This is a genomic window from Vibrio kasasachensis, assembly GCF_050337565.1.
GTDB lineage: Bacteria > Pseudomonadota > Gammaproteobacteria > Enterobacterales > Vibrionaceae > Vibrio > Vibrio kasasachensis.
On the sequence record NZ_JAKJTB010000016.1, the window covers coordinates 103,606 to 119,625 of the forward strand.

Genomic DNA, 16,020 nt, shown 5'->3' on the forward strand with positions numbered 1-16,020 from the left:
ACTCATTGCTATACTCCCAGCTTCCAGCCTAGTGTGCGCATTACATCCGCAAAAACACCTGCGGCAGTGACTTCTGTACCCGCACCGTAACCACGAAGAACTAATGGGATAGGGTTGTAATAACGACTATAGAAAGCTAACGCATTCTCACCGTCTTTGATCTTAAACATTGGGTCATTTTCATCCACCGCGGCAATACTCACACGACATTGCCCGTCGGCGATTTCACCAACAAATCGCAGGACTTTACCTTCTTCACCCGCTTGTGCGACAAGATCTTGGAAATAGGCATCCGCTTCTGGAAGACGTTCCATGAATTCTTCAACACTGCCCGAATCATCAAAACCTGGCGGTAGTGCTTGATCGACAATCACATCTTCCAACTCTAGAGCCATACCGGCCTCACGGGCAAGGATCAACAGCTTGCGAGCTACGTCCATACCAGAAAGATCATCACGAGGATCTGGCTCAGTAAAGCCATTATCTTTAGCTATATTAGTGGCTTGGCTAAGTGTCATTCCTTCATCAAGCTTACCGAAAATGAAAGAGAGCGAGCCTGACAAAATACCCGTAAAGCGCTCAAGTTCATCACCTGCTGAAATAAGATTCTGCAAGTTTTCGATAACGGGTAAACCAGCACCAACCGTTGTTTCATACATTAGTTTACGACGTGAGCTGCGCGCCACGTTACGTAACTGATGATAGTAAGACATGCTTGCTGTGTTGGCTTTCTTATTAGGTGTAACAACGTGGAAGCCCGCGGCCAGAAAGTCAGCGTATTGATTGGCAATCTCTTCGCTCGAAGTACAATCAACCAATACTGGGTTAATGATGTGATTACGTTGCACTAATGACGTTAAGCTAGCTAAGCTAAATTGCTCAGAAACACCATTAAGACGATCACGCCAATGATCCAAAGGTAAACCCGCGCCATCAAGCAATACGCCTTTACTGTTGGCTAAACCACACACTCGAAGAACAATACCTTTTTCCGCCAATTTAGGCTGCTGACGCTGAATTTGGTCGATCAACTCACCACCAACACCACCAACACCGACAACGAAAACATCAAGGAAGTGTTTAGAGTTAAACAGGTTTACGTGGCACGCTTTGATTGCTTCAGAGATTTTATCCTCTGGAATCACAGCGGAAATCGCACGTTCAGACGATCCTTGAGCAATAGCGACGATGTTTACGTTCACCTCTGCCAATGATAAGAAGAACTGAGATGCCACTCCGCGTGAAGTGCGCATACCATCCCCTACCAGAGTCACAATGGCTACGTCATTGATATATTCCACCGGCTCGAGCAATCCATCTTTAAGCTCAAGCTCAAATGCATTTTTAAGTGCTTGCTCTGCTACTGCTTTATCATCACTTTCAATACAGAAACTGATGCTATATTCAGACGAAGACTGAGTGATCAAAACGATCGATACCCCTGCAGCCGACATAGCACCAAATACACGACTCGCCATACCTACCATGCCTTTCATTCCCGGACCGGAAACGTTCACCATAGTTAAATTGCTTAATGTGGTAATGCCTTTGATTGCGAGATTATCTTCACCTGTGTCTTGTCCAATTAAGGTTCCTGCACCCTGTGGGTTAAAACTATTTTTAATCAGACAAGGGATATGGAATCGAGCAATAGGTGCAATGGTTTTAGGGTGTAGTACAGAAGCCCCAAAGTAAGACAACTCCATTGCTTCTTGATAGCTCAAAGACTTCAATAAACGGGCATCATCCACTAAGCGCGGATCGCAATTATAAACACCGTCCACATCGGTCCAAATCTCACAACACTCTGCGCGTAAGCATGCCGCCAAAATCGCTGCAGAGTAATCAGAACCATTACGCCCTAGCGTCACCAATTCGCCTTTCGCGTTACCAGCCGTGAAGCCCGGCATTATATTAACGTGCCCCTGAGGTAATGGATTAGCCTTAAAGTTTTCAGTTGATAACTCGACATCAACCATGGCTTCAAGATATTCATCTTGAGCAAGTAGGTATTTGATAGGGTCAATTAGGCTAGCAGGTTGCCCTTTCGCCTCAAGAACCGCCTTCATTAGTTGAACGGATACACGCTCACCTTTACTGATAATACGTGCGTTGACATTATCAGGACACATTCCAAGCAGACCTATGCCATTAACAAACTGACGTAGTTGTGACAATGAAATTTTGACCTGATGGTTGTAGCCACTACCATCAATATTTGGCAGTACTTGTTTTATTTCTTCAAATATACCGCGGAACAAATCCTCGATTTCAGCAATTTGTAATTCGGCATCACTACCTTTTAACGCCGCGTCGATCACCGCAACAAGTTTATTGGTTGTTTTTCCTGGTGCTGATAGCACCACTGCCACCTCTTCTTGTTGGGCATTATTGGCGATGATATCTGCTGCTCTTAAAAAGCGATCAGCATCTGATAATGAAGATCCCCCAAATTTTAAAACTCGCATCCCTTCCTCCGAATTCTCAATCAATTGGTATAAAAAAAGGCCTGTTCCATTTGGAGACAGGCCTTTTAAAAATTTTTTTACGCTTAGCAGCCTGCCCCAACGCGTATATTGTCGGTAATAATAATGGTTGTGGTCATTACGTTTAGGCTGTCGATTTTCATAACTAAATAGCTTGTATGTGTTTGCTTACCACTACGTTTACCTTATTTTCCAACATTTAGTCAACGAAAACTTTATTTTTACGCTGATAATTTATTCGCTAATGCGACTTTATCAGACTGAAATTGAATAGAAATAGCACTGATATAGCAGTTTTGATCTTAATTGGTTGAAAAATGCATCTGGTTCTTAAGTTTTATGCTTTAATTGTCCATGCAGTGGATAAAAATAATTACCAAATGGATTGGGGCGGCTTATGACAAAACTAATTAGCCTAGTTCTTACCCTTGTGAGTTGTGGGGTTTGCGCTGCCGATCTTCCTACACTGCCATCTCAACAATCAAACTCCCCTCACAGATTGTTTATTTCCAGTGAGAACAATCAAAGAAGCTTTGATTCATGGACCATCGACAGTGGTTATTCATATAGCTTATTCAAAAAAGTCGATATTTATGTCGGCACACGACTTGATGATAACAAAGAAGGCGGCTTTCTTAGCGGGCTAAGTTATCAAGTATCACCACGTGTATCGGTTAAAAGCTCTCTTCACTCGTATTCTAATGATGATGCACCTGAAGGTCAGGAAAGCGGTATTTCTGCAGAAGTATCCAGTCGAGTCCATCTCACCGAACATTTAGATTTGCATGCCACTCTCGATTATCAAGAATGGCAGCAAGGCTTTGAAGTTGGAATTGGATTCCGCTTCTAGCTTTCAAAAACTGTTAGCTCCAATCGAGTAATTCGCTCGACGTCAAAACACCGTTCCAATCTGCGTAAATATAATCACCTGGTTGAATCATTTGATTTTGAATCGTCAACATTACGTTGATCTCACCCACACCGCGCTTCTCGGTTTTAAATGGGCATGTACCTAGCGCTTGAATACCGATATCCATTTCAGCCATCATCGACACATCTCGTACGGCACCATTAACGATGATCCCTTGCCAATGATTCTCGATAGCCAAAATCACAAGCTGGTCACCAAGCAATGCACGTTGGCAAGAACCGTTTCCGTCCACCACCAATACCTTACCTCTACCATCTTGCTCTAGTACTTCACGCACTTTAGAATTGTCATGATAGCAACGTACTGTGACAATTTCGCCCCAGAAGGCTGTTCTTCGACCAAAATTACTAAGTGGTAAATTTACGTAATTCACGTGACTTTCGAACTTGTCACAAATGTCAGGGGTTATGTCTCTCATGTATTCCTCCATGAACTTAATTTGAATTCCTTATCTGATCCTGCGCAACAATTCCCCTCGGTTATTTTTTGTTCTATTGCATACTCATGATAACAAGTTTAATTGTCCACCTTGAGTAAAGTAGATAGCATTCTGCTGATATTTCTTTGCAAGCTCAATAGCCGAATTGCACGAAAACTGACTAGAGAAACGTTATTTACCCTATAATAAGTTGCTCTTACCAGCCCCTATCCTATGCCTTTACCTTAGCTGCACTTAACACTGCAAACGTATATTTATTATGATGTTTTCCTGATGATACATGCACTAAATTGCAGAGTTATTCACCGAATTAATGACAATTTAACCAATTAGAATTCTATTTTCAAATTTGAAGCATGGATCACAGTAAGATTAACCAAAATAGTCATCAATCATCATATGACCAATAAATTTACAATTGTCATTTGCCATTAATATCTGTTACAAAGAATCTCTTGATATAAATCAACAAAGTGAATGGAATTAACATTTGACCATTGTTAGCGTGCTGTTAACTCTATAAAATCCAAACCATCGCTTGATAGTATGAATGAGGATAAGGAACCTCTTCTGAAAGAAAGTAACACCAAGGATGGCGGGCATGTAACGAATTGTTTTTATAGTCTTTGATTTAATGTCAAAATCAAATTACCTGTAAGTAATGTTTTTGCCTAGAATTTATTCTATTAGCACATTTTTTTCACCAGTTTAGGTAACGCCAATGCAAACCCCGCAGATTCTTATCGTTGAAGATGAGCAAGTAACTCGTAACACTCTAAAGAGTATTTTTGAAGCAGAGGGATACGCTGTTTTCGAAGCCAGTGACGGTGAAGAGATGCACCAGATTTTGACTGAAAGTCAAATCAACTTGGTGATCATGGATATTAATCTTCCAGGTAAGAATGGTCTACTACTAGCACGTGAACTTCGTGAGCAAGCGAACGTGGCACTTATGTTCTTAACTGGTCGCGACAACGAAGTTGATAAAATCCTTGGTCTTGAGATCGGTGCTGATGACTACATCACTAAGCCATTCAACCCTCGTGAACTAACTATCCGTGCGCGTAACCTATTGACCCGCTCAATGAACTCTAGCTCAGTTCAAGAAGAGAAGCGTACGGTTGAAAAATACCAATTCAATGGTTGGATTCTAGATATCAACAGCCGCTCACTTGTGAGCCCTGATGGTGATAGCTACAAACTACCTCGCTCAGAGTTCCGTGCACTTCTGCACTTCTGTGAGAATCCAGGTAAAATCCAAACTCGTGCAGATCTACTGAAGAAAATGACTGGTCGTGAACTTAAACCACACGATCGTACGGTTGACGTTACAATCCGTCGCATTCGTAAACATTTCGAATCAGTATCAGGCACACCTGAAATCATCGCGACCATTCACGGTGAAGGTTACCGCTTTTGTGGTGAGCTAGAAGATTAATCTTCAACCTCATTAGATGTAAGGAGCCTGTTGGCTCCTTTTTTGTATTTAAGTACTTGATAGTCGCACTACTAAAAAAAACGCCCATCATTGATGAGCGTTATAAATAATAAGATAGTCGATAAATAAAAACTTAGCCTTTACCGCCTTTAATCGCGTTGATGATTTCACTCGTTGAGCAACCATCTTCGAAATTAAGTACTTTCACAGCACCACCATGAGCGATCACTTCTTTACCACCAGCAATGTCTTCTGGCTTGTAATCACCGCCTTTGACCAAAAGATCCGGTAACACTTCAGAGATTATACGCTGTGGTGTGTCCTCTCCAAATGGAACAACCCAATCAACCGCGCCTAAACCAGCTAATACCGCCATACGACGATCTGTTGGGTTTACTGGACGACCAGGTCCTTTTAAGCGTTTAACCGACTCATCAGTATTCACAGCCACAATCAAACGATCACCAAGCTCAGCGGCGTGGTTGAGGTAGGACACATGCCCAGCATGCAAAATGTCGAAGCAACCGTTCGTCATAACAACTTTTTCACCACGAGACTGTGCTTTCTTTACCGCTTCAATCAATGTCACTTCAGAAATCACACCAAAATCCGTATCTCGGCTGCCGTGAATGGCTTCAGCTAATTCAATAGTAGATAAGGTTGATGTACCAAGCTTACCGACTACAACCCCAGCGGCTGCGTTGGCTAATGCACACGCTTGGTCTAATGGTTTTCCTGCCGATACTGAAGCTGCTAGTACTGAAATAACCGTATCACCAGCGCCGGTTACATCAAACACTTCTTTCGCTTGAGTCGGTAAATGGAAAGGATCTTGACCACGACGGATCAATGTCATGCCATGCTCACTACGAGTAACGAGTAACGCTTCAAAATCATATTGTTCAATCAGCTCAAGAGATTTTTCTACCAACTCCTGCTCTGACTTAACTTTGCCAGCCACAAGCTCAAACTCAGCCATGTTTGGCGTAAGTAGCGTAGCACCACGGTAGCGCTCAAAGTCTGCACCTTTTGGATCAATAAAGACTGGAACATTAGCTGCTCGCGCTTTTTGAATGAAAAGTTGCACATGCTCCAACGCCCCTTTCGCGTAATCAGATAACACAACCGCTTTTACTTTCGGTAGTGCCAGCTCCATGCGATCTAAGATCAGTTCAGGGTCAACCCCTTCAAATTGCTCTTCAAAATCAAGGCGAATTAGCTGTTGCCCACGGCTTAGTACACGCAGCTTGGTGATGGTTGGAAAATTTGGCAATGACACAAAGTCACATTTAACGCTGAGTGCAGATAAGGTTTCATTCAACACTTTAGCGGGTTCATCAATCCCTGTTAAACCAACGATATGAGCAAGTCCACCCAAAGAGGCGATGTTCATTGCTACGTTAGCAGCACCACCTGGTCGCTCTTCGTTATTTTCTACTTTCACTACTGGTACTGGTGCTTCTGGCGAAATACGCCCAGTAGGACCATACCAGTAGCGATCTAGCATTACGTCACCAATAATAAGCACACCTGCTTGACTGTAGTCAGGTAGGATTGGTTTCATCAGGGATCTCCACTATTTAATTCTTGGCAAAGTTTATCATAGCCCTTTGACTGTCAAAACCTTTACATACGGTCAGCTTGTATATGTTTAATTCAGCCATTGATTCCATGCTTCAATCACTAACTCGCGCTCATGAATGAATTTGTCATCTGCAACATCGGCATCTAAATTGAGCAAATTCCTTTGATGAATTTGATCACGCATCGCTGTATAAGCGTTGGTAATCGCCATCGCTTGATCTTCATCCATAATATCTTGTGAAATCGACAGCTCGAATATACGCACGTTATCCGACCAACGAGTCATTTTTTGTTTATTGTGACTGTAGTTCAACACCAAATATTGCGCGAGAAACTCAATGTCGGTGATCCCACCAGGATCTTGCTTCAACATAAATCGCCCAGCCTTCTTACCACCCAAATGGTCACGCATCTTAATACGCATATCTGTCACCTGCTTCTTCAACTCTGCACTCTCGCGAGGCAAACATAAAATAGAGTGACGTATGTCAGCAAAGGCACGTTGGAGAGGCTCATCACCATAAATCATCCGCGCACGAACGAGAGCTTGATGCTCCCATGTCCATGCATCATTGCGCTGGTACTCTTCAAATGCATCGGCAGGACTCACCAATAAACCCGATGCACCTGATGGACGCAAGCGAGTATCCACTTCATACAAAATACCTGAAGCGGTACGAATCGAGAAAATATGAATAATTCGTTGTGCCAGACGCAAGTAAAATTGGCGCCCATCGATTTCTTTCTTACCATCCGTATAAGCGCTCACTGGACAATCATGCATAAACACAATATCAAGATCTGAGTTATAACCTAATTCCCATCCACCCACTTTGCCGTAGCCTACCACCGCAAAACCTTTTCCTTCACGATCTATCAAATGATTTGGTTGACCATATTTTGCCGCCATTTGCAGCCAAGCTTGGTTTACCACACATTCAACAATCGCCTCAGACAAGTAAGTTAAGTGATCACTCACTTTCATCACAGGAAGCACGCCTGCGATATCAGCGGCGGCGATACGTAAGATACAAATCTGTTTGAATTGACGAAGTGCTTCTATTTGCTGCTCCATATCATCTTCAGGAATACGAGCTAGGTAATCACGCAGCTCGGTACGATAAGCTTCCAGCGGGATCGGATTATAGAGCTGCTGTGGATCAATCAACTCATCAAGAAGAATTGGGTAGCGACCCAATTGCTCAGATATCATCGGGCTGGCAGTACAAAGGCGAACTAACTGGGTCAGTGCGGCGCCATGTTCATCCAGCAGCTCTAAGTACGTGGTACGAGTAACTATGCGGTGCAGCAAATGCAACACGCGTGATAAACCAAATTGCGCATCAGGGTGAGCAAAGATAGCTTGAAACACTTTCGGCATAAGTCGATTAAGCACTTCTCGACCTCGAGGTCCTAACGTTTTCTTGGCTAAATCTTGTTTGAACTGAACAATGATTTGAGCCATTTTCTCAGGATCTTCCTGATTTAAATCATGGATCAACACATGGTTTATAACATCACTGTTTTGCGCCATATCCCATAATTCATGAAAGTGCTTCGCGACTTCGCCCTGATCTTCGTCATCATCACCAATTAAGGAAGTAAATACACCATGTACATTGCCCATATTTAACTGAACTTCAGCAACAAGCTCTTGCCAGGATTGAAAACCCATTGCTGTCGCCAATTGAAGCTGCTCAATCTCTCCATCGGGTAGAGTTTGAGTTTGCTTATCGGCCATGGCTTGCAGTAGGTTCTCTAATCTACGCAATAGTTTGTATGCTTCACGGAGCTTATCTGTCTCTTTCACGGTCAACAGTTCAAGCTCGGTAATCGCGTCTAATGTCACCAGCAATCCTCGTTGTCGCAAGCTTGGCTCACGCCCGCCTCGAATCAACTGAAAGACCTGTGCGATAAATTCCACTTCACGAATACCACCTGCCCCAAGCTTAATATTGTTGCTTAGCCCACGACGACGAACCTCACTGCTGATCATTGACTTCATGCGGCGCAAAGATTGAATCGCACTAAAATCGATATAGCGACGGAAAACGAATGGGCGCAGCATCTGGCGAAGCTCTTGATATTCTGGGTACATTTCGCGCCCCATTACACGTGCTTTAATCATCGCGTAACGTTCCCAGTCACGCCCTTGCTCTTGATAGTAATCTTCAAGCGCAGCATAACTCATAACCAGTGGACCGCTATCACCGAATGGGCGAATACGCATATCAACTCGATAACAGAAACCATCTAAAGTTTGTTGGTCTAACGCTTTAATAATACGTTGACCTAGACGCGTAAAAAACTGTGCATTGGCAATACTTCGGCGAGAACCTTGCGTTTCTCCATTTTCAGGATAAGTAAAGATGAGGTCGATATCGGATGAGAAATTCAGCTCACCACCGCCCAGTTTCCCCATGCCAATAATCAACATAGGCTGCGCTTCACCTTGATCGTTGCAAGGCGTCCCCCATAGCTCACAACACACTTTATATTGCCACTGATAAGTCTCGAAAATCATCGCTTCCGCTAATTGAGAAATATGCTTTAAGCTCTTCTCCAGAGACCAAGAACCACAAAAATCACGCCAAGCGATGTAAGCCATTTCGCGATTTCTAAATTGTCTCAGTACCCGTTGTCCTGTCATCTCATCGGCGCAAACGTCCAATTGCCTTGCTAGCGCATCACGATACTCTTTATAGCGATCTTGCTGCTCCAGCATTGCAGGTAACTGCTCGCGTAGAATTTCATCTTTGACCAATACCTCAATGACAAACTGACTCAGCCCGCTGACATACTCTAGTTGTTGGTGGACTTTTTCAGGCCAAAGCTGTTTTAGTTGGTATTGCTCCAGATTTGCCAACGCGGATTGAGATATAGGGATAAGAGATGGAGGCAAAAGCATGGGTATTCCTTGTAGATAAAAGCGTTATGGACTCATGTTCCGTTGAGCTAGTTATAACAAACTTTAGGCAATAAAAAACGCCTGCTAACAATTCGCAGGCGTTTATTGATTCACTCTGTGAGATCACACTTTGAATGCGGTAATTTTCTTATCTAACTCTTCAGCATTTTTTTGCATTATCTCAGAGGTTTCAAGTAGTTCACTCACCACAGTCACTGAGGCTTCAACCAACTCCCTCACATTAGTTAGGTTCTGGTTCATTTCCTCTGCGACGCTGCTTTGTTGCCCTGCTGCGGTTGCAATTTGGAAGTTCATATCATTAATTTGGTTCACTTGTAGCACGATACCATCCAGCTCGTTACCAGCATTGGTGACCAAATCAACACCTTCTGCAGCTTCAACTACACTCTTTTCCATTAAGTCCACAGCTGAGTTGGCGCTATTTTGTAATTGCGATATCATTTCTTGAATCTCGATAGTCGCTTGTTGAGTGCGTCCTGCAAGGTTACGAACTTCATCAGCAACAACGGCAAAGCCTCGACCGGCCTCACCAGCACGAGCCGCTTCAATAGCTGCATTTAGTGCTAAAAGGTTCGTTTGCTCAGAGATACCTTGAATCGTACCAACCACACTGCCAATTGCTTCAACACTTTCTTCAACTTGATTAACCGCTTGAGCAGAAGCCGCGATATCTTGTGACAATTCACTGATTTTACCCACTGTATCTTGTACAAAACGCTGCCCCGTCGCCGCTTGACCTGAGGCGCTTTCCGTTAGAGACGATGCATTTTTCGCATGATCAGCAACCGTTTGTACTGTGGATGTCATTTCACTCATTGCCGTCGCAAGCTGATCGATTTCTTCAAACTCTTCGACAGCTGATTCTTTTGTTTCCGACATACTCAAGGTCATAACTTCCGTTAATTCCGAAAGCTCTTGTGAAGAACTAACCTGCATCCGAATTAAATCTTGCAGTTGAGAACGTGTTTTTTCTAACTCACGAGCAACATCACCATACTCATCTTTACACTCTAAACGAATCGGTGTGGATAGATCACCGCTTGCCATTAGCTGAATCGCATCATTGATGTATTTGGTTTGGCGCAACATAATTCGCGCAGCAAAAAGAAGAACAAAGATAAAAATGGCAATTAAGCTGATGGTTTGCCAAACCACATCAACTAGATAAGCTTCATAATGTTCACGAGCAACAGCAGTATTGTCAGTTACTGCGAGGAGTGAGTCGTAGAACGTCTCTGCGTCCCATAATTGCTTTCCGACGATCAGTAAGGTACTGAACACCATCAGCAACGCCATCTTAGGAACAAGTCGAATATCCGTAATCACTCGTTCCCATGGCTTAAATGCCATTGTCGTCATTGTTAGTTCTCCACTAAGTCATATATTCTGTAACTGTGAGCGGGTATCACTCCGCACTATCCAGCACTTTAGTACTAGTACTTATATTTATTTCGAGCCCCGTATGAATACAAATGATAACAAAAACGATACAAAGCCGATGAGCTTGCTGTCACTAATACTCTCATTTATGGCGTTATTTGTGATCTCAGCCTTGTTGTTTTTTCCTATACAAGCAGAAACTCGTCAAATACTCATCGGCTTAGATTTTGTCATCTGCAGTATTTTCATTCTGCAACTATCGATTGATTTGATCCGCTCCGCAAACAAAGTCTTATTTATGAAAAAACACTGGATTGATTTCATCGCCAGTGTGCCAATGATCGAACCCCTGCGATTTGCGAGAATTTTTCATATTTTGCGAGTGATATTGGTTATTCGTTCAAGTCGAAGTATCGTCAAACAGATTCTCAGCAATCGCAAAGAGACCACTATCGCATCCATCCTATTGTTATTGGTGGTACTTCTTACACTTGGTTCAAGCATCATGTTATTTGTTGAAGGACACTCACCTGATGCCAACATCCAAACGGGTGCAGATGCACTTTGGTGGGCTCTAGTCACTATTTCAACCGTTGGTTACGGTGACCACTTTCCTGTCACTGACGCAGGAAAAATCGTCGCCTCTGCTATCATTCTCTGTGGTGTGGGTTTGTTCGGTATGATTTCAGGTTTAATTACGTCGGTTATTACTTCACCAAGTAAACTACAAGCCCAAAAAGCAGAACAGAAAGAGAAGCAGATGATGATGTTATTAGAGCAACAACAAACCATTCTGCAACGTTTAGAAAAGTTAGAAAGAAAGATGAGCAAGGATATCGACAAGCTTCATCAAAACACGCCCAATCAACAACAAAAAAGAGAGCCATAGCTCTCTTTTTGTTGTTGGGACAATTAAGCCGAACTATTCTTGCCAGTATGGCAGTGCTTCGATACTGATAATTCGAGTTTGCTCCATAGCATGAAGTATCGACATATTTTGTCGATGTAACCATCGCTCAAGCTGCTCGCGTTCTTCACCTTCTAGGCTATCAACCATTTTTTCCAGCGGCTTTAAAGTCAGCAGGTCATCAATACCTTGCAATAAGTCAGCCCAAGGCAAACGAAAACTATTGCGCTCATTGTCATCATACAAACTCGCAAAGCCAACACCGGTATAAAGGTTACGCATCAAACGATATTGTTGTTCAATATAGTCTTGAGACTCCATCACCTTTTCAGGGGGAAATGCTTCCATTAACTCATGCCAAGTGCGTTCAAGTTGCTCCACCGAGAATGGTTGGATACTTTGTGACATTGCTTGACGTGATTTATCATCCAAAAATGGTTGCCAGCCGCGAGTTAAGATCCAGCGACTTAGATCTAAAAGCAATCCGGTATAACGTGCTGAATTAAATTTCGCGATCATCTCCTCTCGAGATGGTAATTCACTTTGCAGTTCTGAGAGTTCTTTAATCAAGAATTTACGCGCGTCTAACTTACGCAGTGCATGACCTTTATCTTCAAGTAGATCATCGAGATAATCATATTGCTTGATCCATTCAAGATCTTGCTCAAGCCACTTTAGCTCTTGCCGGATCAATGCACTCGCTTTGCGTGGCACAATATCACCATAAATGGTCAAGGTTTGACGAATAAAGCTGAGGGCGTTTTTAATCTCATGAAGTGCATCGATCGATTCACGCTCTGAATAAATTTGCTCATGGTAATGCCAATGAGATAACGCGTGCTCTAAAGAAGCAATAAAGCAGGATTCGACGGTATCGTATTTATCTGTTGCCACCAAATCCATCGCTTGAACTTCATCACCATCATAGCCAAGAGCAAGACGATAACCTCTAGCAGCCTTACTTAGGTTACCCAAACGCATACCGCCCTTATCACTTAACGTACGCGCCAAGGTAAATAATGCGTCGGTTTGACCTGATTTCAACTCCAGTTCAACCTCACAAATGCTATCGCGTAGATCATCCGAAATTACTTCACCTTGATCAAATGCCACTTCAATTTGGCTACCATCAGCCATCGCAACTAACCACTGCTCACGCTTAAAGTTTGTAGCAAATAGTGGTGCTAATTCAGCCTGCAATGTTTCAGCATCTTTACCTGATGGCCAGATATCCGCTGGATGAAGCGTTAAATCTGGATCATTGTTTTTGTGCTCTGCATTATATTCTGGACGCTGGTGAAGACCCGCAACCACGCGTCCAGCTGTTTTGACAGTCTGAACATAGACACCATCAAAGCGACGAATACGCAGACCAATGTCATGCTGACGTAGCCAGTTTTCTGGTGTATCAAAATAAGTGTTACCCAGGTCACGACAGCCATGCTGAAGTAGCTTTGCTTCAGAAATTTTTTGACGTAAAGTTCCTGAAAAATCGGGAGAAACAAAAAACTTCAGTTCTATCTCGGTTTCCATAGTTATACCTTTCAAAGCGGATAGAGACAGGATATTGCTATATTTCTCGATCGGCAAGAGTGAAATATCGCTCAATTGATGATCTAAAACAGTTTTAATGATGGATTTAATGCGTTAACATGCGCGCCTTTATAGCCATCACACAACATTCCACCCTCAAACGGTGTATTGTTAATTATGGGTTATATTTAGTAGGTTGAATGACCATGCCAGTGAATACAATTATGGGGTTATTTGCAAAGTCCCCAATTAAGCCTTTGCAACGCCATGTAGTGTGCGTCAACGAATGCTGCTCTCACCTTGTCAACTTCTTTGAAGTAACTGCACAAGGAGATTGGGAAAAGGCATCTGAAATTCGTGCTCAAATCTCTCATCTTGAGAGAGAAGCCGACGTACTCAAGCGTGAAATTCGTCTCAAACTCCCTCGTGGTTTGTTTATGCCAGTGGATCGTAGCGATATGCTCGAATTACTGACACAACAAGACAAACTCGCAAACCTTGCAAAAGACATTGCAGGTCGCGTCTATGGTCGCCAACTCGCTATCCCTGCACCTCTCCAAGAAAACTTCATCGCTTATTTAAAGCGTTGTCTTGATGCCGCGAATCAGGCACAGGAAGTTATCAATGAATTGGATGAGTTATTGGAAACGGGTTTTAAAGGTCGTGAAGTCACTCTGGTTGCAGAGATGATTCACCAATTAGATAAGATCGAAGATGACACCGATGTAATGCAGATTCAACTACGTCAACAATTGATGGTGATTGAGCAAGATCTTAATCCTATCGATGCGATGTTCTTGTATAAAATTTTAGAATGGGTAGGCGGTATTGCCGATCAAGCACAGCGTGTTGGTGCTCGATTAGAAGTAATGCTATCTCGCTCATAAATGTAAATTAACTCTATAACGAGTGCATCTTTAAACACACCCCATTTAAGCAATGAGTATTTCGACGCTTAAGGGGTTTTGTTGTGTTCAAAATTTGCCTTCGCTTATATCAAATAACTAGGTATTACGATGGATATCCTTGCGAACTACGGCACTGTCCTGATTATTGTTGCAGCCGCTTTTGGTTTTATGATGGCAATTGGTATTGGTGCAAATGATGTTGCCAATGCGATGGGCACATCAGTAGGTTCAAAAGCACTAACAGTAAAACAAGCGATCATCATTGCGATGATCTTCGAATTTGCTGGTGCTTACCTAGCAGGTGGTGAAGTAACTGATACTATCCGTAAAGGTGTGATTGAAACTTCACTATTTGCTTCTCAACCAGACGTTCTTGTTTACGGTATGATGTCAGCATTACTTGCTGCTGGTACGTGGCTACTTCTCGCTTCATACATGGGCTGGCCGGTATCAACCACTCACTCAATCATCGGCGCAATCATCGGTTTTGCCTGCGTATCTGTGGGTACAGAAGCAGTAGACTGGACTAGCGTTCAGGGTATCGTGGGTAGCTGGATTATTACTCCAATTATCTCTGGCTTCTTCGCGTACGTCATATTCGTCAGCGCTCAGCGACTGATTTTCGATACAGAGAAACCTCTGTTCAATGCGAAGCGCTTTGTTCCAGTGTACATGTTCATCACCACTATGGTTATCGCACTGGTCACAATTAAGAAAGGTCTCAAGCACGTTGGTTTGCATCTAACCAATACTGAAGCTTGGATGTGGGCTGCAATTGTTTCTGCAATGGTTATGGTCGGCGGTTATGTCTACATTCAGAAGAAATTTGCTAATCGCGAAGACGACCACGGTTTCTCGGGCGTAGAAGGCATTTTCAGCGTACTAATGGTTATCACAGCGTGTGCAATGGCATTTGCTCACGGTTCGAATGACGTAGCAAACGCCATTGGTCCACTAGCTGCGGTTGTTTCTACCGTGCAACACATGGGTGAAATCACAGGCAAGAGCGAAATCGTATGGTGGATTCTTCCACTAGGCGGCATAGGTATCGTTGTTGGTCTTGCTACAATGGGTCATAAAGTAATGGCAACCGTTGGTACTGGTATTACCGAATTGACGCCAAGCCGTGGCTTCGCAGCTCAGTTAGCCACCGCTTGTACTGTTGTATTAGCATCGGGTACTGGTCTACCAATTTCAACCACACAAACTCTAGTCGGTGCGATTTTAGGTGTTGGTTTTGCTCGTGGTATTGCCGCACTAAATCTTGGTGTGATCCGTAACATCGTTGCTTCATGGATTGTGACTCTACCAGCAGGTGCTCTACTGGCTGTTGTGTTCTTCTATGCAATTCAAGCCGCGTTTAGTTAATCAATAATAAGTCAGATTAATGTAAACTGACTGTAATTATTGACTCAAACACGCAGAAAGGGAGGCTTAGCCTCCCTTCTTTGTTGCACCCTAAAAAGAAAGTTCTTACTATTTACT

At 43.1% G+C, this 16,020-nt stretch carries 11 protein-coding genes; 5 read left to right on the forward strand and 6 right to left on the reverse strand.

The genetic code is table 11. The features are described from left to right. Positions 1 to 8: 8 nt before the first annotated feature. Entirely contained in the window at positions 9 to 2,468 is a 2,460-nt protein-coding gene (thrA, locus tag L4C38_RS13980; protein WP_428798173.1) for a bifunctional aspartate kinase/homoserine dehydrogenase I, read from the reverse strand. Between the two features lie 415 nt (positions 2,469 to 2,883). Between thrA and L4C38_RS13985 the strand changes: the two genes are divergently transcribed. Then, the gene (locus L4C38_RS13985; protein WP_428798174.1) at positions 2,884 to 3,336 is read left to right on the forward strand and encodes a ribonuclease regulator; all 453 of its coding nucleotides are present in this window, start codon (positions 2,884 to 2,886) and stop codon (positions 3,334 to 3,336) included. A 13-nt stretch (positions 3,337 to 3,349) separates the two neighbouring features. Here L4C38_RS13985 and L4C38_RS13990 read toward each other — a convergent pair whose 3' ends face one another. Beyond that, on the reverse strand, positions 3,350 to 3,835 hold the full coding sequence (locus L4C38_RS13990) for a putative 4-hydroxy-4-methyl-2-oxoglutarate aldolase (RefSeq protein ID WP_428798175.1): 486 nt from the start codon (positions 3,833 to 3,835) through the stop codon (positions 3,350 to 3,352). Positions 3,836 to 4,577: 742 nt separating this feature from the next. On the opposite strand from L4C38_RS13990, the gene arcA reads away from it, so the two are divergent. After that, positions 4,578 to 5,294, forward strand: coding sequence for a two-component system response regulator ArcA (arcA, locus tag L4C38_RS13995; RefSeq protein ID WP_428798176.1), 717 nt, complete (start codon positions 4,578 to 4,580; stop codon positions 5,292 to 5,294). Between the two features lie 133 nt (positions 5,295 to 5,427). Here the strand turns inward: arcA and hldE are convergent, their stop codons facing one another. The 3 genes from hldE to L4C38_RS14010 form a co-directional block, all read right to left on the reverse strand. Then, positions 5,428 to 6,858 (reverse strand): bifunctional D-glycero-beta-D-manno-heptose-7-phosphate kinase/D-glycero-beta-D-manno-heptose 1-phosphate adenylyltransferase HldE, encoded by a 1,431-nt coding sequence (gene hldE / locus L4C38_RS14000; RefSeq protein WP_428798177.1) that lies wholly within the window; start codon positions 6,856 to 6,858, stop codon positions 5,428 to 5,430. A gap of 87 nt (positions 6,859 to 6,945) precedes the next feature. Beyond that, the gene (glnE, locus tag L4C38_RS14005) at positions 6,946 to 9,786 is read right to left on the reverse strand and encodes a bifunctional [glutamate--ammonia ligase]-adenylyl-L-tyrosine phosphorylase/[glutamate--ammonia-ligase] adenylyltransferase (protein WP_428798178.1); all 2,841 of its coding nucleotides are present in this window, start codon (positions 9,784 to 9,786) and stop codon (positions 6,946 to 6,948) included. 123 nt (positions 9,787 to 9,909) lie between these two features. Continuing rightward, a complete protein-coding gene (locus tag L4C38_RS14010; RefSeq protein ID WP_428798179.1) occupies positions 9,910 to 11,166 on the reverse strand; it encodes a methyl-accepting chemotaxis protein in 1,257 nt (418 codons plus the stop codon). A gap of 103 nt (positions 11,167 to 11,269) precedes the next feature. On the opposite strand from L4C38_RS14010, the gene L4C38_RS14015 reads away from it, so the two are divergent. Beyond that, positions 11,270 to 12,076: a potassium channel family protein gene (locus tag L4C38_RS14015; RefSeq protein ID WP_428798180.1), complete on the forward strand. Its 807-nt coding sequence runs from the start codon at positions 11,270 to 11,272 to the stop codon at positions 12,074 to 12,076. Positions 12,077 to 12,109: 33 nt separating this feature from the next. Here the strand turns inward: L4C38_RS14015 and L4C38_RS14020 are convergent, their stop codons facing one another. Beyond that, the gene (locus tag L4C38_RS14020; RefSeq protein ID WP_428798181.1) at positions 12,110 to 13,627 is read right to left on the reverse strand and encodes a CYTH and CHAD domain-containing protein; all 1,518 of its coding nucleotides are present in this window, start codon (positions 13,625 to 13,627) and stop codon (positions 12,110 to 12,112) included. Between the two features lie 206 nt (positions 13,628 to 13,833). On the opposite strand from L4C38_RS14020, the gene L4C38_RS14025 reads away from it, so the two are divergent. Both L4C38_RS14025 and L4C38_RS14030 read left to right on the forward strand, forming a co-directional pair. Continuing rightward, a complete protein-coding gene (locus L4C38_RS14025; protein ID WP_428798182.1) occupies positions 13,834 to 14,514 on the forward strand; it encodes a TIGR00153 family protein in 681 nt (226 codons plus the stop codon). A gap of 129 nt (positions 14,515 to 14,643) precedes the next feature. After that, entirely contained in the window at positions 14,644 to 15,903 is a 1,260-nt protein-coding gene (locus tag L4C38_RS14030; protein ID WP_428798183.1) for an inorganic phosphate transporter, read from the forward strand. The last annotated feature ends 117 nt before the right edge of the window (positions 15,904 to 16,020 follow it).

What these genes read in the sequence shown, in the direction of transcription:
- L4C38_RS14020 (WP_428798181.1), bottom strand. Translation starts at nt 13,627, where the DNA reads ATGGAAACCGAGATAGAACTGAAGTTTTTTGTTTCTCCCGATTTTTCA.
- L4C38_RS14025 (WP_428798182.1), top strand. Translation starts at nt 13,834, where the DNA reads ATGCCAGTGAATACAATTATGGGGTTATTTGCAAAGTCCCCAATTAAG.
- arcA (WP_428798176.1), top strand. Translation starts at nt 4,578, where the DNA reads ATGCAAACCCCGCAGATTCTTATCGTTGAAGATGAGCAAGTAACTCGT.
- L4C38_RS14030 (WP_428798183.1), top strand. Translation starts at nt 14,644, where the DNA reads ATGGATATCCTTGCGAACTACGGCACTGTCCTGATTATTGTTGCAGCC.
- glnE (WP_428798178.1), bottom strand. Translation starts at nt 9,786, where the DNA reads ATGCTTTTGCCTCCATCTCTTATCCCTATATCTCAATCCGCGTTGGCA.
- thrA (WP_428798173.1), bottom strand. Translation starts at nt 2,468, where the DNA reads ATGCGAGTTTTAAAATTTGGGGGATCTTCATTATCAGATGCTGATCGC.
- hldE (WP_428798177.1), bottom strand. Translation starts at nt 6,858, where the DNA reads ATGAAACCAATCCTACCTGACTACAGTCAAGCAGGTGTGCTTATTATT.
- L4C38_RS14015 (WP_428798180.1), top strand. Translation starts at nt 11,270, where the DNA reads ATGAATACAAATGATAACAAAAACGATACAAAGCCGATGAGCTTGCTG.
- L4C38_RS13985 (WP_428798174.1), top strand. Translation starts at nt 2,884, where the DNA reads ATGACAAAACTAATTAGCCTAGTTCTTACCCTTGTGAGTTGTGGGGTT.
- L4C38_RS14010 (WP_428798179.1), bottom strand. Translation starts at nt 11,166, where the DNA reads ATGACGACAATGGCATTTAAGCCATGGGAACGAGTGATTACGGATATT.
- L4C38_RS13990 (WP_428798175.1), bottom strand. Translation starts at nt 3,835, where the DNA reads ATGAGAGACATAACCCCTGACATTTGTGACAAGTTCGAAAGTCACGTG.